We start from the raw sequence: 18,261 nt of genomic DNA on the forward strand, positions 1-18,261 counted from the left end.
GGCCCGGCATTGGTGCAATCACAACCTTGACCTCACGCCTACCGGACCGGTCAGATCCGGTAGAACCTGGCCGCGGTGCCTGAAAAAATCTGGCTTTGCGCCTCATCGCTCAGGTGCTGGGTAAGACGCCGGGCCAAGGCGTGCCAGTCCTCGTATTCACAGCGCAGTCGGACGACCGGCCAGTCCGACCCCCACATCACCCGGTCCGGCCCAAAGGCCGCCAGAACGTGATGCACGTAGGGTTCCAGCGCCTCAAAAGACCAGTCATCGTCACATTCGGTGACCAGACCGGACAGTTTGATGCGAGCGCCAGTTTCATCGGCAAGGCGGGAAATCCCGTCGGCCCATGCTGTGAAATTCGCCTCCGAATGGTCGCGCATCTGCGGCTTCAGGCAATGATCCAGAACGACGCGCAGATCCGGATAGCGCTGCAACAGCGTCAGGAAATGCGGTATATGGCGCGGGAAACCGAGGCCATCGAAGGTCAGGTCCAGATCGACAAGGGCACGATAGGCCCATTGCACATCCTCCCGCAGCATCCAGTCGTCTTGCGCAATGTCCTGGATCATCGGCCGCACGCCCGAAAACTTGGGATGCTTTGCAAGACGCCGCAGCGCTTCGATCTGCGCCGGATCCTCGAAATCGATCCAACCGACGACCTTGGCCACATGCGGCGTGCAATCGGCGATGCCCAGCAGGTATTCTGTTTCCTCGACCGTGGGTGCGGCCTGCACCAACACGGTGCTTTGGACCCCGGTGGCCTGTAACGCTGCCTGCAGGTCCGCCGGATGATAGGGGCGGGACAGCACCGGATCATCCTTTGGCATCCAGCCATAATCGCCGCGGTCGGGATGCCAGAAATGGTGATGTGAATCGATCTGTTTCATGCTCTTCCCCCTCAGAACACCAGCCGCCGGTCGGTGCGCGGGATCAGCCGCACCGTGTCGGGCGCAGCATGGCGTGGGCGCGGCGGCAGCGACACCGGCTGCGGCTGTCCGGTCTGTATCGATCTTTCGATGGCGCGCAGGACCGCCACATCCGCCAGCCCTTCGCCGCCATCCGGTTCTGGCTGGGTTCCGGTCAGAATACAGTCCGAGAAATAGGCCGTCTGGGCGGCGAAGTGATCGGTGGCTGGGGCAGTGTAGGTCTCTTGTTCGACGCCTCCGGTCTGTCGGCGAAAGGCCACATCAGTCTCAAACCGAAACCCGGGATCGATGTCGATGACGCCCCTGGTGCCGACGATGCTGTAGCGGTCAATGTCATCCGCCCCGAAACTGGCGATGAACTGCGCCAACCGGTCACCGGGAAAGCGCAGGGTAACCGCAACGCTTTCTTCGACCTGCGCAAAGCGCGGGTCACCGTCGCCGTGGCTGGACATGGCAAAGACCTGTGTCGGCTCGGCGGCAAAGACCTGACGCGCGGCGTTCAGGCAATACACGCCGATGTCCTGCAACGGGCCACCCCAGTGCTCCGCCTGCAGACGGTGATTGCCCGGGTCCGACTGAAAGGAAAACATCGAAGTGAAATAGCGAGGCTCTCCGATCTCGCCCTGTCGGATCCGTTCCAGCACCTCGACCGTGCCGGGATCCGAGTGCAAGCGGTAGGCTGTCATCAAGAGCGCGCCGCTTTCTGTGGCGGCAGCAACCATCGCCTCACATTCCGCGACCGTCAGACCGAGAGGTTTTTCAACCAGCGCATGTTTGCCGGCCTTGAGCGCGCGAATGGTGTAATCGGCGTGCATAGAGTTCGGCAGGGCGATGTAGACCGCGTCGATCCGGTCAGAGGCGAGTAGCGCATCATAGGCGTCGTACCCCACCACTTCGGGCACATCGTGGAATTCCGCCAGTTTTTGCGCGGTCTCGGCATTGCCGCTGACGATGGCGGCGATGGTGGCGTTTGCGGTCTGGGCCACGGCGGGCATGAAGGCGATCTGGGAAATCCAACCGGCACCGACGACGGCGTAACGAACCTGTGGCATGGGGCCTCTGATAATTTGGGGTCTGGAATGGCGCTGCGCCTCATAGTGCATGGCGCGCGGGTAAAATACAGGGGGCGCGGCGGTAATTTCAGCCCCGATTGATGATGCGGAGGACCGGGGCGCGCCCGTGAACGCGCCCCGATGGATCGTCTTAGCCGTAGACCAGCCTTGGCAGCCAGGTGATGATCTGCGGGAAGACCATGCAAAGCACCAAGCCAACCACCTGCAGGAACAGGAAGGGCAGGGCAGATTTGAAGATATCCGTCATCGGGATGTGATCCGGCGCCACACCGCGCAGATAGAACAACGCATAGCCAAAGGGCGGCGACAGAAACGACATCTGCATGTTCACGAGGTAGAGCACGCCGAACCACAGCACCAGATCGTCGGGGCTGTCCAGACCAAAGGCCTGCGCGCCCAGCGCCTTGATGATCGGTACGAAGATCGGCACGCAGAGCAGCAGGATACCGACCCAGTCCAGGAACATGCCGAGGATCACCAGCAGAATCTGCATCAGGATCAGGATACCCCAGGGGCCAAGGCCCGTGGCCGCCAATGCGTCCTGAACAAACTGCTGACCGCCTTCCAGTACGTAGAGCCCGACAAAGATCGTGGCCCCGAACATGATCCAGATGACCATAGCGCTGGCCTTGAGCGTGGTCGTGCAGGCCTCACGCACCGTGGGCCAGTCCAGCTTGCGATGGATGGCGGCCACGATGAAGGCACCGAAGGTGCCGATGCCCGCCGCCTCGACCGGGGTGGCGACGCCGGAAAAGATGATGCCCAGCACGACGACGACCAGCGTGATCGGCGCTGCCATCTTTCCGATCAGGCGGACCTTCTCAGCGTTGCTGATCCGCTCTTCGACCGGGATGGCCGGACCGAGCGCGGGGTTGATGTAGCTGCGCATGACGACATAGGCGATATACATGCCCGACAGCAGCAGGCCGGGAATGACCGCGCCGATGAACAATTCGCCCACCGATTGCTCTGCCACCACCGCGTAGATGATGGCAAGGATCGACGGCGGGATCAGGATGCCCAGCGTGCCGCCGGCCATGATGGATCCCATGGCGATCTTGGGATCGTAGTTGCGCTTCAACATGGCGGGCAGCGCGATGATTCCCATCGTGACCACGGCCGCCCCGATGACCCCCACCATGGCCGCAAGGATCGTGGAGGCGATGATGGTCGCCGCCGCAAGCCCGCCCTTCAACCCGCCCATGACCTTGTAGATCACGTCGAACATGTCGTTGATGATCCCGGCCCGTTCCAGCATCGCGGCCATGAAGATGAACAACGGGATGGCCGATAGCTGATAGTTGGTCATCAGCGGGAAGATCCGGCTGGGCACGATGTTCAACGCCCGCGCATCGCCAAGGATGAACAGAAAGACACAGGCCAGACCGCCAGTGACGAAGGCCAGTGGCAAACCCGCCATGAGCAGCGCCAGAAGGCTGCCGAACATGATGAGTGTCAGCCACTCGATTCCGATTTCGATACCCATGCCTCAGTTCCCCCGCGCGATTTCACGGATGTCTTTGGAGACCTTCGAGACGCCTTGCAGCACCAGCAACAGCCCCCCGATCACCATGACCCATTTCATTGGCCACAGCGGCACCTCCCATTCGTTGAAGCTGATCTCGCCCCAGCGGACGTTCGGATCGGTCCATTGGTTCAGGCCAAATCCTCCGAACATCTCACCCAGACCGATTTCTCCACGCGCCCAGTCTGACAGCACGGAGTTGCCCGAGGGCACGGCAATCGCGTCCATCGCGAAAATCCACGAGGTCACCAACAGCGTCCCCGCGAAGATGAAAAAGAAGATCGAGGTCAGCAGGTCGACCCAGGCCTTTCTCGGCTTTGAGAGGGGCGCGTAAAAGATATCTACCCGCACATGGCTTTCTGTCAGCATCGCATAGGAGCCGGCGATCAGGTATTGCATCCCGAACATCAGGTACATCGCCTCATGCGCCCAGTTGGTGGGCGAGCCGAAGACATAGCGCGCAAGTACCTCATAATAGTAGACAAAGACGGCGATGACCGCCCAGTAGGCCACGAATTCACCGCAGAACAGCGACAGCCGGTCAATCCAGTTCTGGGCGTATTCGCTGTCCTTTTTCGGGGCTTCCTCGGCCTCTGCGGCTGCAAGGGCCGCTTCTGCTTCGGTCATCTCCACATGCTTTGGCAGGCGCGCATTGGCGCGTTTGACCAGCCCAGGGAGCAGGACAAAATCAATCAGCAGAAGCAAGATGATCAGGTAGAGCGCATAGCCCGCCGCGTTGTCCCAGAAAGCGCGGGTCTTGGCGGCCTCGTCGCGCAGGGGCACGATATCCGCAACGGTGCTGCGGGCCTCTGTCAGGCGTTCCTCGCCTTTGGAGATGGTGTCTTGTGCGCGCTGCACACGTCTTTCGGCGGATTTCTTGGCAAAGCTGCCTTCTTCGGCGGCATCGACCGCTGCCTGCAAGTCAGCCAGCCCGGCGCGGGCCTCGGTGACGCGGCCTTCTTCACGCTCCAGCACGCGTTCGGCCACCCGCACCTGATTGGTGTAATCCGAAAGGACGGTGCGCGCATCCTGCGTCTGTCCGTTGGCGTAGAGCACAAACAGAAAGATCGGAATATAGACCAGCCCCAGCATGTTCTTGAGATAGAAACGGTGCAGCCCGATGATGCCGCCGGTGACGGCGATCATATAGGCCAGCGGCAGGGTAAACCGTTTCTGTTTCGGTTGCGGCCGTCGGGACAGGTACATCGCGATCAGGGGAAAGACGATCAGTCCGACCCAGTATAGCCAATGGGGCAGGGTAAAGCTGAGACCCGGCATGCGGTCCTCGCATCTTGTCGTTGCATGGAAAGTGCCCGGCGCGCATCGGCGGCGCCGGGCAGGATAAGCTTAAGTGCCTGTTCGTCAGACGCTCAGAGCTTGAGCTCAAGGCCCTGTGTCAGGCCCGGGTCCACATAACCCAGCGATCCGGACATCATGTAGTCCAGCTGGATCTTGAACACGCGTGCGGCCTGCGGGTCGCGGTTGGCGTAGTCGTACCAGATCGGCACGGCCACCTCGGTCATCAGTTCCACATCGTCCTGCGTCAGACGCGTGACCTCTGTTCCGTCGGCCTCGAACTTGCCCCAAGCTTCCTGATCGGCGGCCTGAATCGCGGCGTGGTGCATGTCGGAATAGACGTGGGTTTCCATCTCGACGAACTGCTGCATCTGCGGCGACAGGCTGTCCCATGCGGCCTTGCCCACGGTGATGTCCATGATGTCGACCGGCTGGTACAGCGACATGAATCCCGGAGGGCCCATGACGATGTAATCCGTGACCTGGCTGAAGCCGAGCGCGTAGTTCACCGCCGGGCCCACATAGTCGGCCACGTCGATGGTGCCCTTTTCCAGCGCCGGGAAGATTTCCGAGCCGGGCAGAACCGTGGTCTCCGCACCGATGGCAGTGAAGATTTCCGCGACCATACCGCCGGGCAGGCGCATTTTGCGGCCTGCGAAATCGTCGATCGACCGGATCGGCACCTTGGAGTGGATGATGTTCGGGCCGTGGTGGACCGGGCCGACAAAATGCAGGCCCTGTGCCGCGTACAGCTCGCGCGCGATGTCGATACCGCCGAGGCCATAGTAGAAGACGTCGAATTCATGCGGGTTGCGCAGACCCAGCGGGATCGAGGTCAGGAAGGTGGCCGCCGGAATGATGCCCTGCGCGTAAATGGTGAAGGGGTTCACAGCCTCCAGCACGCCGTTCTTGACCGCGTCATACAGCTGGAAATCGCCAACGACGTCGTTTGCGCCGAAGGGCTGGAACGTCAATTCACCGCCGGTCTTTTCCGCAATGGTTCCGCACCAGTCCTTGAAGATCTGCAAGCCAGCGCCGCCGGGCCAGCTGGTCTGGATTTTCCAGGTGGTGCCATGTGATGCGGCGGATGCAACATGCGGTGCCGCGAGGGTCGCCGCGCCAGCACCGGCAAGGGTGCGCAACGCCGCGCGCCGCGTCGTGATCTTGTTCATGATTTTCCTCCCATTTCGAAATCGACGCGCCGCATTGTTTGCAGTGCTCCGCCGACACTAGAGAACCTACCAAGGATTCGCGGAATTGGTACAAACTTTTTGCCAATCTCGACCGTTAGCGCCAACTTGACCTTGAGTGGTATTTTGAACGCGCGCGGACACCCCATTTTGTCCATCTTCCGCTCGTTCGGTGGTTCAATGGCGTGGCGTTTCAGCTTTTTGGGACCGAAAAAGGCTGAGTGGATGGCGTCGCGTATGGTCGAAACTGATCGCCGCCCCAGCGCACAAAAAAGGTTGATCGACACGCCGGGCGTCTGATCGCCGAAAACGAAACGCATCGCCGCGGAACGCGCGAGGCAGCATCCCTGTTCACCTACCAGCGGGATTTTGCCCCTGATCACATTGGGGAGCCTAATCTCACGAGTCCGTTTTGATTGTTAGTGCATGAATGGCTTGGGTTCCATCGGGTCGTGTCAAGGCATCGGTTCGGTGCGGCGCCAGAGCCGAAACCACGCAAGCTGTCGTAAAGAGGCTTTTTTCATCGGCAAAAACAGGACCACGCAAGGGTTCCGCCCAAGCTTCGGCGCAATCGCGTGGCGGAATTCGCAGGGCGGCTCTACCGGCCCATGACCCGTCCGCTTTCTGCGCGGTGATCAATTGCTGCGTCAGCGCGGGGTGTTGTGGCGATGCACGCGCCGTCATCGCAAGGACGTGCGCGGCCTGAAGGCTATCGTCGGGACACCTTCGAACAACATCCGGGCTGGCAGTCTTTCCTTCACCGAACGCTGCCAGACACGAAAGCGCGAGTTGTGTGGCGAGATAGGGTGTCGTCCACCAGAACGCTGGCCACATCCCGTCGTTGCGCCGCGCGTGGCGCAGCCATGCCAGTCCGGCTGACGCATGCGCGGCGTCGATACCCTCCGGCACAGCGCGCAGCGCGAGCAGGGCAGCGGCGGTAATCTCCACATGCGACTTCCCCCAGGCACCCGTCAGCCCGTCGGGCAGAAAAGTGGCAAAGCCGCCGTCGGGTTGCTGGGCCTGACGCAGAAAAGCGAGGGGACCCGGACCTGGGTCTCGCCCCATCGCGGCGAGGAACATCACTGCGAGTGCGGTGGTGTCTGCGTCAGGATCCACCCGGCCGTTGTAGCCCCAGGCCCCGTGTTGCAGGCGATGCGACAGTAGCCAGTCAGCTGCCCGCGAAAGAGCTGCTGAAAGTTGCGCCGGAGGCGGACCGGGAAGCTGGGTAAGACACCGCCCGACATGCGCTGTTGTCCAGTGGCGCGACGGTCCCGGGGGAAGAGACCAATCCGTCCAGGCACCGTCCTCGTCTTGGCGGGAGAGGATGTAGGCAAGCCCATGATCGATGGCCATGGCAAGGTCGCTGTGTTCGGCGGCTGTCGTCACGGGCACAGGTTCGGCTTCATGTAGACGGTCAGGCCAGGCTTGCCCGATTTCGTGCTCACCCCGATGAAGGAGTGTACGCGCGGCGGCCCGGGTGGAGTGGAATCGGGTACAAGGACGTCGGCGAGCATCCGGTAGGGCGCTTGGTCGAGGCCGAGCCGACTGGCTATCGTCGTTATTTGGGCGTGGGCATGGGCATCGTCCCGAAACAGGCAATGTCCGCAGAACTCCAGTTCGGTCGTCATGGATGGGGGTGGGGCGGAAGCGAGTGGACCAAGGCCGAAGGACAACACTGCGGACGGCGCTGGGTTTTCGACGTCGCTCCCCAGAAGCGCGGTGGCGAACCGGGTGACTGTTGCACCGACGGATGTGCCCGACGCGATTCCGGCGATGCGGGCATATTCCGCCGGCCGCACACCGAAGCCGCGAAGGTAAATCGTGCCATGAGGCGCAGCCCCCCGGCCCAGGGTGAACGCATAGCCCAGCGGTGACAATGCGGATGGAAGTTCTGATTTCAGCCGCTCCCACATGGCATCCTGTCCGAACAGCGCGGCGAACCCGGCCGCCCGATCCAGCGGCGCATCCCCCCAATTTCCATTGATATAGAGGCGCAGGCGCGGGTGTTTTTCAGCCGCGAATGCGGCCCCGAGCCAGAACGCGCCGGCCCGATCCCGTACGAGCGCCGAGTCCATCACCGGCGCCAGATCCTCCACCAGAGAGGCGATCTTTTCGAAAGAATCCTCGATCCGCCATTGGGCCGCAAGATCCCGAAAGGCGGCGAGGCCCGCGGCATGCCGGTCCGCGCCGCCTGCATTTCCGCCCAGGACGTCTCCGACGAAACGCAGGCCCGGTGTTGGCTCACCTAGCCCGGTGGCAAACTGGATCGGAGAGCCATCTTCGTTGAGGCGCGATCGCGAAGGTGGCCGCACCCCAAGCGGAAAGTCGAGCGACCTGCGAAAGATCGTGTCGAAGGCGGCGCAGACTGCTGCCCGCTGCCCCCCGAGGCCGAATGCGTCGATAAGCGCACCGAGTTGGTGGCGCACGCTTTCCAAGGCCGTCGGTGTGTCCGGCACAACGCGCAGCGCACCGTTCACCGCTTTTGCGGGCCGTTGTCCGGCTCGACCAGTTCGATCAGGATACGTGCCGGTGCGCGACACTCGAAAATGAGGCCCTGCGCTGCCTGCAGTTCAATCCCGCCGGGATCGAAGCCGTCTTTTGTCACCGTCACCTGGAAAGCGTCCGGTGGCCGGTAGCCGGAAAAGGCCTTGGGCGGGTAGGCGACGCGGAGCTTTGCCTCGCCGCGGCCGGCACCATTGGACACCTTGTATGTACCGGGTCGCAAAACCCGCGCCGCGAACTTCGCGCCGTCATCGAGAATGGTGGAGTTGAAGACGGGTGTATCGTCCTTAGGATCGGTCCTGCGCAGATTGACCGCATAGCCGCCCAGCCCGCCTGATACGCGAAAAAGAGCGTAGCCGCGCGGATTGACGGAAAAGCGCGGCTCGCGCTCCTCGTCGCAGCACTTGTCGTCATCCGCACCACCCGTATTTCCGGCGAGCTGGGCAAGATCGATATCCGCCGCGGCGACGGGGCTTTCCTTGTCCACCGAAAGGTAGAACACACGTTCGATCGCGTCGCCGTGCCGGACTGTCCCGCGATAGTCGCCGGGTTTCTCGAATTGGTGCACGACGGCACCCAGCATGTTCAGCGCGCCGCTGTCGATGTCGCTCTGCCGGTAAAGACCGGGATCTATGTAAAGCTTGTTCATGGCTACCCGATATCCCCCGTAACGATCATTTCCTTGTCGGTGATGTCCGCCTTGATGTTGCGCAACGGAAACTTGACCGGAATGAGCGGCCCATCGGTGAGGATCGGAAAGGGATCCTCAAACTCGTAGATCGGAAACTTCTTGGCGAAATGCTCGGCCACGGCGGTCTGGATCAGGCCCAGGAAGTCGAGCTTGTCGCCGAGCAGGTCCTGGATGAAATCCTCTGCCTTGTCGAAGACGCCCATGATCGATTGCACGAGGTCAAAGACCGGATCGAGCGCGGCCAGAAGAAGGTCCTTCACCCAATTGAACAGCGTTCCGAGGTCAGGCAGCATATCCTTGATCGCTTTTTCGACCAGTGTTTCGAACAGGTTGCCGATGCTCGCGGGGACGTCGATCGGATCGACGCTGACGAAGTCGGGGTCGATGTAGACCTGCCACATGTTCGGCTTGTCGGCGAATTCGGCCTCGAGATCCGTCCAGGCGGGTAGCCGGCCGGGATCGATAAAATACTCAGTGCGCAGACGGGCACGGATTTCGGATATCTCACTGACGATCCCGCTGAGATCGAGCGGAATGCAGATCGGGCCACCGATATGGATCGAGGGTACGCCAACCAGACAGCCGTTCCAGGGGTCGGGGATGACGCAGAAGCCCGGAATGGTGAATCCAGGAAAGTCAAAGCAGACCTGAACGGTCAGCGTGTCCCAGACCACGTCCAGCGCCTTGATCTCTATGCTTCCGTCAGAGTTCAACTGGACCGAGCCCTTATCCAGGTGAAGGGCGATTGCATAGCTGGCCGACAACGGGCCCCAGCTGGCGCTGTCGGACTTGGCAAAGGTGAAATTGTCCCGCACCAGCTTGAAAAGCTGTTCGAATGCGGGTTCCGAAGCGGCAAGGGTCAAATCGCTCATCTTTACGCTCCTATGGGGAAACCGTCATGGTGACGAAGGCCTTGAGCTGATCCTCCTCGATGGCCGGGTTGTTCGGCACCGGCGGATTTGGCGTCGGCGACAAGGATACCGTGCCCAGACCGAACAGCGGGAACTCTATGAAGAAGGTTTGCCAGGCGATGGCCAGTTTCTGGCGCAGGAGCATGTGGACGACAGTGCGGAGATAGCATTCCAGATTGGCTTCGAGTTTTTCTGGCCCGACATCCACGATCTCCACCCCGTCGATCTTGCCGACAAGCTTCTCCTGTCCTGCGATGAATTCGCGCGCGACGTGACCCACGGCGGACAGATCGAGGCAGAAGCAATTCGGCCTCCCCGGGACGGGCACCAGAGGAGGCGGTTCATCCCGGCGGTCGGGATCCTTTGGGTTTTTCGGGATCACGGGGATTTTGTCGAGCGTGTCGGCATCGGGACAGAGAACGGTTCCGCAGATGCGAAACTCCAGTGCCAATCTCTGGTCTTTCAACTTGGGCCCGAGTTCGGGCGGCAGCCCGATCCGGTTCGAAGGGTGCAGGTCGACCTGGAACCGGACAATTTGCACCGTGAACCCCAGTCCGATTGGTGGGGAGTCGGTTCCGATGACCGGCAAATAGGGCAGTTCGGTGAAAATCGGGTTTCCGAACTTCGAAACATCGACGGTGAAATCCGGTATGTGGCACCAGAGTTCGCGGTTCGCGACAATGTCCGGAGTGGCGTAATTGAACAGCGACGGGCGCTGCCGCATGATGTGCTGGATAATCCTGTTCATCCCGTCTTCGTGAAAAGACACGAACAGGTCGGCGTTATCGGTGAGTGCCATCGCGGTCTCGCTGTGGCTTCGATCTGAAAGCGCACCACCTCAAAGCGCTGCAACCAATAGTGGTCACGGCGTTATAAGGCAGCAGCTCACGGAAGTCGCAAGCCTGTAAATTTGAAGGAATCTTCTTCTTTCTGAACCAAGTAGCACAATAAATGGGAACATCTTCACACTACCATAAGGAGAGCGATTCTGCAAATCCGCCTTCCAGCTCAGCACTCCGCCCTTCAGTCACCGACATCGTCGGCGCGCGCGGTGGCACCCGCCTGCGCATGTTAAACAGGGGCACCGCCCTTGGTTTCAATCTGACTTCGTGGCCCGGCGCAGATTTGTGGCAACGCGCCTATTGCTGGCCCCGGAGCCACCGGCGTTAACGACCCAAAGCCGACCTTTGGCACGGACTTCGAATTCTGCGAGCGTTGCCCGCATTGCCGACATTCGTCGCAAACTCGAACCGAGAAATTATTGGGTAATTTTAGCGCGGCCAAAATGATCTGATAAAAAACTACGTTTGCTGTCCGCCGTTGCCGATCAGGCGCGCATTTTCCAGCGCGATCACGCTTTGAGCGGCGAATATATGCGCCAAGCGCAACGCGTCTTCTGAAAAGGGGCGCACTGTTTGGCGGTAGATCGTGAACGCGCCAACGAGGCGATCTGCGGCCAGCATCGGGATGGCGGCAAAGGATCGTGCGCCGCCAAGATCAGCCGTGGCGAACCGAAGCGGGTCATCGGATAGATATAGCGCTTCGGATTTAACGTCGATGATGTTGATGACCTTGTACTGCTGTGTCATGCGCCCAAGGCCGGTCTGGTCACTCACGCAAAAGACCGCGCTGTCGTTCAGCCAATCCTGAAAGGCCTGGGGGATGCCGAGCGTGAAACCCGCGCGGAACCGTTGGTTCTGCCGGTATTCGAACAAAACGCCGAACTCAGCATCGCAGAGATCCAACGCGTAACGCAGGATCGCTGGCATGACGAGGTTCAGGTCACCATGCGAAGCGCCGATGATCCGCAGGACTTCGATGAGGGCCTTTTCCCGGCTCAGCGCTTCTTCGAGGCTCAGCGCCAGTTCCGAGATGACGGTTGTCAGTTCCGTCTGGCTGCGCGGCGACGCGAACGCCCCGTTCAAACGGTTGGCCAGTTCCACCTTCGAAGAGACTTCGAGTTTGCGATATATCGTGGCGAGATGGGTCCGCACCGTCGAAGGGGCGATGTGCAGGTCTTCGGCAATTTCCTGATAGCTGCAACCCGCCGCATAGCTGTCGGCGATTTGCCGTTCTCGGGGACTAAGGTCAGTTTTGTCCAGCATCGGATGAACCCCCTCGGCGGTGTGATTTGAGTGTGATCAAAACCGAAATGCCGCGCAATCCTGCAAATGCTGTAGGGCGATACAGCAAAGATCTTCGTACAAATACTGCATCTGCCGGATAGGCCGTGCGGCACCCGCCAATTAGACTCGTGGGAGTTTTCCGCCGAAAGGATAGCTCCATGCCACGCTTTGAAACCGCTCAAGCCTTCTTTGACGCCTGCGAAACAGGCCAAGGATGAGAGATCTGCCAGCGGTGGTGCACCGACTGCACCTCATTCAAGTGTCAGGCCGATGCCTTGGACGACACAACCACCCTGGCCGGGTATTGCGAGTGGATGAAGGGGTTGCTGACCCCTGTGCGGGATGGACGGTATGTGCTGACGGCCTTTGCGATGGATGAGGCGCGGGGGAGGGCTGTTGCGGCGGCCAAGTTTCACGGCACGCAAACCGGTGAAGGCGGGCCGGTGCCGCCGACTGGCAGACAGGTGGTGTCCGACCATGCCTATGTCCTGCACTTCGATGGCGACAAGATCGTTCACATGGCCAAGATCTGGAACGACGTGCAGGCCCTGCGCGGCTTGGGCTGGGCGTGATGCGCTGGCGCATCCTCGCCTTGCTGTTTCTCGCGCGGGTCGGGCTTGGCTTTCAGTTCCAGACCCTCGCGTCCGTCGGCGACGGGCTGGTCGTTGCCTTTGGGCTGGATTACGCAGGCGTGGGCCTTCTGATCGGACTTTTCATGGCGCCGGGATTGTTTCTGGCGCTTCCCGCAGGCTACCTTGGGCGCCTTGTCGCGGATCGAGAGATGGTCGTACTCGGGCTTGCGGCGCTCGCTCTTGGCGGGCTGGTGTCGTCGCTCGCCTCGGGCAGTTTTGGCATCGGGCTGGGGCGCGTCATCGCCGGTGCCGGGTTTCTCTTTTGCACGCTCTACTTCACCAAGATGATCGCCGATTGGTTCGAGGGACGAGAGATCGCCACCGCCATGAGCATCCTCGTGATGTCTTGGCCGTTCGGCATCGCCATGGGGCAGGTGGGCCATGCTTGGTTGGCCGCGATGTTTGACTGGCGCGTGCCGTTTCAAGTCGCGTCCGTCTATTGCCTGCTCGCCGCGTTGGCCGTGTTTCTGCTTTATCGCGCCCCAATCGACTTACCCGAAGCCAAGACCGGGGCGGCGGCGCACTTGACCCGGCAGGAATGGCGTCTGGTGGTCTGTGCAGCGGGGTGCTGGGGCCTCTTCAATGCGGCCTATGTCACCTATCTGTCCTTCGGCCCGATGGTTCTGGAGGATTTTGGCCAGCCAGCGATTGCTGCGGCCGGGATCATCAGTGTCGGGAGCTGGTTGATGATCGGCTCAGGGGCACTCTGCGGCCAGATCGTAGACCGTTTTGGACGGCGCGATCTCGTTTTGGCAGCCTGTATGACGGGTGCAGTGATCGCGTTGTGGTTGCTCAGCAATCCCGGCGCCGGCCTTACCGCCAGCCTTCTGTTCGGGCTGGTTGGCATGGCACCAGCGGGTGTTATCATGGCACTTTCCGGTCTGGCCATGCGTCCAGAAGTTCGCGCCGTCGGCATGGGTGTCTTCTTCACAATCTACTACGCGATCATGCTGGCAACCCCACCGATGGCAGGGGCAATCCTTGATGCAACAGGACAACCCATAGGCGCGATTTGGCTGGCGATGGTCATGTTTGCAAGCGTCGTACCCTTGGCGCTTGCGTTCCAGTTCTTCAAAGCAGCCCCGGGCAAGGTTTTCCAGAAAGGGACCACTCCATGATTGTGCCGAAGACCTGCTTCCAGAAAGAAGTTATCACGACGCACGAGATCGCGGGGACCACTCAAGCCGGACAACTGAAGCGGGGCTGATCAACTGCGCGGTTGCTTCGGTGGAGCGCTGGCTATCCAGAAACACCCATTCCTGCCAATTCGAAAGCTTCGACGGTGGCATCTATGCCTTTCAGATCAAGGTGGTGGACTGGCAAATTGCCAGTTTGCATCGCCGCGGATGCCGCCGCTTCGCGACTGACCAGAGCCGTCCCTGCCGACGCCGCGGCCGATAGTCTGGCAACAAGGTTCACTTCGCGGCCAAAGGCGCTGATGTCCTGAAGGTCGTTCGATGCGGAACTGATCGTACCGAGAAACGCTGTACCGGTATGAACGCCGATTCCGATGGGCAATTCGTGGCCCTTGGGGCTGACCTTGCGGGCTGCTGCCAGGATCTGCCGCGCGGCACCGAGCGCCTTGGTGGCGTGATCCGCGCCAGCAATTCCCGGTGGCCATACGGCGATCACACCGTCGCCGATGAATTCCAGCACCGAGCCGTCGGTGCGCGACATGGCTGTCAGGGAGATCTGGCGCAAACGGTCGACCAGGTCGCGAAAGTCCCGGGCGGGAATCTCGCTCGACAGAGCCACCGAGTTTCGGATGTCGACGAACAGCATCGTCATCGGCGTTTCCGTCCCGCCGGGATAGGCCTTGAGGAAGGAATCGCAGGCGTTGCAGAACGTCGGGTTGCGTTTGGATTTGTGGATCTTCCAGAACGATTTGAGCGCCCAGCCACCCACTCCCTCGAAGGGGGCAAGGCAAAGCTTGCAGCGTGGCTCCTTCGGCAGAATGCCAAATCGCTTCTTTTTGGTCAGCAGCAGTGGGTGGCCTTCGATGAGGACCATTTTCCAGACCTCTTCGTTGCCCTCTTCTTTCTGGAAATCGTAAGCCATGGGTGCACCTCGTCAGTTATTGGTCAAGAGGTAGCGCTCGGGGGTCGATGAGATGTTCATCGCCGCCTCCTCGCCGCAGGGGATCATGGACTCGCTGTTGCAGATGCCGGTGGCGCAGAGCGTGGTATGGCCGACGGTGACCTGACGCACCGGTCCCATGCCGCGATAGAGCACCTCAATGGTCTCGCCGTCCTCGAATGGGCTGGAGCAGGGGATGGTTGGCCGACCTTCGGCGTCGCGCAGCCGGACCGCCGGGGTGGTGACCACGACGCCCGCCTTCAGGAGCGTCGGGTGCAGCCAGTCCGGAGCCGACTTGAGTGTCATGACATGGTCATAATCCGGGCCGAAGGCGTCCGGCTCAAAAGGTCCGCTGGCGAGGCTCGCGGTCTGGAGCGTGGTCATATGCGCCTCGTTTCCTTCGCCGAAAAGCAGGTAGGTGGCGATCTCGGGCTGCTGGTAGTGGTGGGCGAACATGCGGAAATAAACCAGTCTTTCGACCCGCGCCTGAAAATCCCCGGAAATCGGACGGATCACCCGAAGTGGATCCCAGGGAAAGAAATGCGGATCATCGAGGAAAGACGGCGGAAATGTCGGCATGCCCTGAAATATATTGGCGCGGAACACCGGTTTTTCGCCCGCCGGGATATTCGGGATGATGAAGGGATCCTCGGCGTGATTGCACATCACGATGAAATCCGACGGGTAATTGCGCCGGACTCGCCGGTAGTCTTCCAGGACATGATCGGGAAGATCGGCCTTGTAGACGATCTGGTACTTGTGAACCTCGTGGTGGTACTGCGTCATGTGGATGGCAAAGACAGTGTCCATTCCCACAAGCGAAAAGGCGTGTAAGTGAGGCGGGTTGTAGATGACCCGGGCCAGTTGCGGATCGACGGCGTCGCTTCCCGTTTCGGAATGGCCGTGGTGGGCGTGGTGATCGGACATGCTCGCCACCCTATGCTCAATGGTGATGACCGGGGATTTTGCCCGGTGTTTCGCCCGGTGAGTGACGCCTGCGGTCATGTTCCTCGCCGTGGTCGGTCCAGTGTCGCTTGATGACGTAATCGGCAGCTTTGGCGGCGATACCGTGCAGCGTCTGGATGATCTTTGGCGTGTAGTCCCCGTACTTGGTGGAGGTCATCCATGGGTTCTGCTGGGTCGAGATCAGGAACTTGATTCCGAGCCCCGGCTCGGGATCGAGACCAATGCGCCTTGCATAGGCGTCAACGAAGTCCTGCCCGTAGCTTTCCGGATCGAAACTTGAGGAAGTCACCAACATGTCGACCGGCGGTACGCCTTCGTCGCTGAACCGCTGCAGGCTCATCGCTTCGAACATGCGTTCGTTCATCTCGTTGCAGCGTTCGATGCTGCGGTTTTGCCCCCATCGGGAGTGTCCGTGGCTCTGGTGGTCGTGATTGTGCCCCCCCTCGGTTTGAGCGTGGTGCCAGAGGGTTCGGTAGTTGAAGGTGTAGGCGACGATACATTGGTCCGAGCCCATCTCGGTGAACAACTCGCGCAACTCGTAATCGCGGCTGAGGGCCTCCATCAGGTCGCTGTCGGAAAGGCTGGCATAGATCTCCCGACGGATCAGATCGATCTGGTCGCGCACTTGCGCCCGGGTCGCTCCGGCTTTTTCTGCCGGAAGGCGCTGGAAAGTGGTAACGTAGAAGGGGTCTTCATCTTTGCTGATGCCGACCAGGCCAGCATAAAAGCGCTTGCTGGCGAACATGCATTTGCCAAGAAGCGCGCCATAACCGGTACGGTCGGTCGGGATCAGGCTGTGCGAGAGATAGACCGCCGTTGCGGCGGCACCGGGTTTCGAGCCTTCGATGCCGTAAAATCCGACAGACTGGTCGATGTCGCCATGCGCCACCACAGGCGAGGCAAAGGCGATTATGTTGCGCAACTCGCCGTTGCGATAGCACAAAGCGCCCGCCGGGTAGACGACAAAGCCGCCTTTATGCGGATCAACGGTGATCGTGTCGCAATGCTGGAGTGACTCGTACTGCCGCCTGACATAGCGGTTGAGCGCTATGTCAGGCGCAAAAGCTGACGACCGGCGATTGAAGTCGTCGCCCAGCCCGCTGGTGGGCAGCGCTTCGGGGTCGTCGGCTCCAAAAGCGCGTACCATACCCCGTTCCAGTTCCTCCCGCTCCGCTTCGGTGGTGGCCGCCGCAAGTCGCCTGTCCCAAGCGGTCTCGCGCAGCATCGAGGCGAAATACCCGCCCCAGGCCGCGTCCGCGTGCAGGCAGAATTCCAGGCCCAACTCGCGGAATTCATTGCGGATCTTGACGATCTCGTGCAGCGGGTCGACGGCGCTTTCCTCGGTGCTGCCGACCACGGCAACGACCTGTGCGACGGGGCGTCCCTCTGCGAGGCATTCATCCAGCAGGCGACGCAGATCCACTGCGCTGGTGCGTGCGTCGAGGTCGACCTTGACGCCGATCACCGATGCGCGCCCGATCCCCAGTATCGACCCGGCCTTGTGCCACGAATAATGCGCGGTCGCCGGGGCCATGACCACCGGCGGCGGCGTGTCTTTCAGATAGCGGCGGTGGAACTCGATCAACCCAAGATCCTGGATCGAGTATTCCGCCATCGCTGCCTTTACCTTAGCCTCGGAGAAACCCGCCGCCTCGCGCAGGCGGCGCGGCAGCTTGATCACTTCGTCGATCGGCAGGTTGAGCAGGGTCCATGCGTCCAGCTCGTGCACGTGACGGCGCTTGTTTTGCAGCGTCCGCACGGTCAGGCTGCGCCCCGCCGCCATCTTTGGGTCCTCGCGGATCGCAGCAGCCAGCGCCACCGGCAGGTACTTGATGTTGCGAGCCGCCCACATGCTCTCGATGTTGGCGACACTGCCGTCGCAAGTGATGTGACCCCAAGGCCGGATGGCCCCGTGCCGCACGGCCTCGCGGTCGGGAATCGTGTAGCCGAGCATCCGGCATAGGTCGTCGCCCACCTCCATCTCCAGCGCGGTGGTGATGGGCGAGGCTTCGGGCGTGCAGTTGTTCTGGTTGTAGAGCATCGTGGCGAAATAGCCGACGACGCTTGGTAGGGTTGTGTCCCAATACATGTGCGACTGGTTGCGGTAGCTGGCCATCGGTACGGAGCCGCGCAGATAATCCAAAATCTCCTGAAAACGTGCACGGAAGATATCGGTGCCAACACGGTAACCGTCGTTTTCCAATTCCTGGATCGATGGGATCGTCGGGTCGTCCGGCTGGTAGTCCTGACGCGCGCCGATTGCCTCCGTCAGGGCGAGGTTGATCATCTCGCGCAGAAACTCGCCATTCTCGGCCTTGGGGCCAAGAAACCAGGCGGCGGGCAAGCT

At 61.0% G+C, this 18,261-nt stretch carries 17 protein-coding genes; 2 read left to right on the forward strand and 15 right to left on the reverse strand.

Going from position 1 to position 18,261, the window contains the following annotated elements:
* Positions 1 to 50: 50 nt before the first annotated feature.
* From ACTXGA_RS04850 to ACTXGA_RS04905, 12 genes are all read right to left on the reverse strand, one after another.
* Complete coding sequence (locus ACTXGA_RS04850; RefSeq protein WP_443391999.1) at positions 51 to 887, reverse strand: amidohydrolase family protein; 837 nt, start codon at positions 885 to 887, stop codon at positions 51 to 53.
* 11 nt (positions 888 to 898) lie between these two features.
* Positions 899 to 1,978 carry a Gfo/Idh/MocA family protein gene (locus ACTXGA_RS04855; protein ID WP_443392000.1) on the reverse strand — a complete coding sequence of 360 codons (1,080 nt, stop codon included), beginning with the start codon at positions 1,976 to 1,978 and terminating at the stop codon, positions 899 to 901.
* 151 nt (positions 1,979 to 2,129) lie between these two features.
* Complete coding sequence (locus ACTXGA_RS04860; protein ID WP_443392001.1) at positions 2,130 to 3,485, reverse strand: TRAP transporter large permease; 1,356 nt, start codon at positions 3,483 to 3,485, stop codon at positions 2,130 to 2,132.
* 3 nt (positions 3,486 to 3,488) lie between these two features.
* Positions 3,489 to 4,802 (reverse strand): TRAP transporter small permease subunit, encoded by a 1,314-nt coding sequence (locus tag ACTXGA_RS04865; RefSeq protein WP_443392002.1) that lies wholly within the window; start codon positions 4,800 to 4,802, stop codon positions 3,489 to 3,491.
* Positions 4,803 to 4,894: 92 nt separating this feature from the next.
* Positions 4,895 to 5,992: a TRAP transporter substrate-binding protein DctP gene (dctP, locus tag ACTXGA_RS04870; RefSeq protein ID WP_443392003.1), complete on the reverse strand. Its 1,098-nt coding sequence runs from the start codon at positions 5,990 to 5,992 to the stop codon at positions 4,895 to 4,897.
* Complete coding sequence (locus ACTXGA_RS04875; protein WP_443392004.1) at positions 5,989 to 6,330, reverse strand: hypothetical protein; 342 nt, start codon at positions 6,328 to 6,330, stop codon at positions 5,989 to 5,991. The genes dctP and ACTXGA_RS04875 overlap by 4 nt, the downstream gene beginning before the upstream one ends.
* 79 nt (positions 6,331 to 6,409) lie before the next feature.
* Positions 6,410 to 7,363, reverse strand: a complete 954-nt coding sequence (locus tag ACTXGA_RS04880) for a prenyltransferase/squalene oxidase repeat-containing protein (RefSeq protein WP_443392005.1) — start codon at positions 7,361 to 7,363, stop codon at positions 6,410 to 6,412.
* 29 nt (positions 7,364 to 7,392) lie between these two features.
* Positions 7,393 to 8,487 carry a hypothetical protein gene (locus ACTXGA_RS04885; RefSeq protein ID WP_443392006.1) on the reverse strand — a complete coding sequence of 365 codons (1,095 nt, stop codon included), beginning with the start codon at positions 8,485 to 8,487 and terminating at the stop codon, positions 7,393 to 7,395.
* Positions 8,484 to 9,161, reverse strand: coding sequence for a hypothetical protein (locus ACTXGA_RS04890; protein WP_443392007.1), 678 nt, complete (start codon positions 9,159 to 9,161; stop codon positions 8,484 to 8,486). The genes ACTXGA_RS04885 and ACTXGA_RS04890 overlap by 4 nt, the downstream gene beginning before the upstream one ends.
* 2 nt (positions 9,162 to 9,163) lie before the next feature.
* Complete coding sequence (locus tag ACTXGA_RS04895) at positions 9,164 to 10,075, reverse strand: hypothetical protein (protein WP_443392008.1); 912 nt, start codon at positions 10,073 to 10,075, stop codon at positions 9,164 to 9,166.
* Positions 10,076 to 10,085: 10 nt separating this feature from the next.
* Entirely contained in the window at positions 10,086 to 10,913 is an 828-nt protein-coding gene (locus ACTXGA_RS04900; protein ID WP_443392009.1) for a hypothetical protein, read from the reverse strand.
* Between the two features lie 502 nt (positions 10,914 to 11,415).
* Positions 11,416 to 12,219, reverse strand: a complete 804-nt coding sequence (locus ACTXGA_RS04905; protein ID WP_443392010.1) for a LuxR C-terminal-related transcriptional regulator — start codon at positions 12,217 to 12,219, stop codon at positions 11,416 to 11,418.
* A gap of 296 nt (positions 12,220 to 12,515) precedes the next feature.
* Here ACTXGA_RS04905 and ACTXGA_RS04910 point away from each other — a divergent pair, with 296 nt between their 5' ends.
* Both ACTXGA_RS04910 and ACTXGA_RS04915 read left to right on the forward strand, forming a co-directional pair.
* Entirely contained in the window at positions 12,516 to 12,812 is a 297-nt protein-coding gene (locus ACTXGA_RS04910; RefSeq protein WP_443392011.1) for an ester cyclase, read from the forward strand.
* Positions 12,812 to 13,990, forward strand: coding sequence for an MFS transporter (locus ACTXGA_RS04915; protein ID WP_443392012.1), 1,179 nt, complete (start codon positions 12,812 to 12,814; stop codon positions 13,988 to 13,990). The genes ACTXGA_RS04910 and ACTXGA_RS04915 overlap by 1 nt, the downstream gene beginning before the upstream one ends.
* 121 nt (positions 13,991 to 14,111) lie before the next feature.
* On the opposite strand, the gene ACTXGA_RS04920 is transcribed toward ACTXGA_RS04915, so the two are convergent.
* Genes ACTXGA_RS04920 through ACTXGA_RS04930 form a run of 3 tightly spaced genes read right to left on the reverse strand, consistent with a single transcriptional unit; the run spans position 14,112 to position 18,258 of the window.
* Positions 14,112 to 14,930 (reverse strand): adenylate/guanylate cyclase domain-containing protein, encoded by an 819-nt coding sequence (locus tag ACTXGA_RS04920; RefSeq protein WP_443392013.1) that lies wholly within the window; start codon positions 14,928 to 14,930, stop codon positions 14,112 to 14,114.
* A gap of 12 nt (positions 14,931 to 14,942) precedes the next feature.
* On the reverse strand, positions 14,943 to 15,875 hold the full coding sequence (locus ACTXGA_RS04925; protein ID WP_443392014.1) for a hypothetical protein: 933 nt from the start codon (positions 15,873 to 15,875) through the stop codon (positions 14,943 to 14,945).
* A gap of 16 nt (positions 15,876 to 15,891) precedes the next feature.
* Positions 15,892 to 18,258: a pyridoxal phosphate-dependent decarboxylase family protein gene (locus ACTXGA_RS04930; RefSeq protein WP_443392015.1), complete on the reverse strand. Its 2,367-nt coding sequence runs from the start codon at positions 18,256 to 18,258 to the stop codon at positions 15,892 to 15,894.
* Between the last annotated feature and the right edge of the window lie 3 nt (positions 18,259 to 18,261).

It is taken from the genome of Antarctobacter jejuensis (assembly GCF_052266595.1).
Taxonomy (GTDB): Bacteria; Pseudomonadota; Alphaproteobacteria; order Rhodobacterales; family Rhodobacteraceae; genus Antarctobacter; species Antarctobacter jejuensis.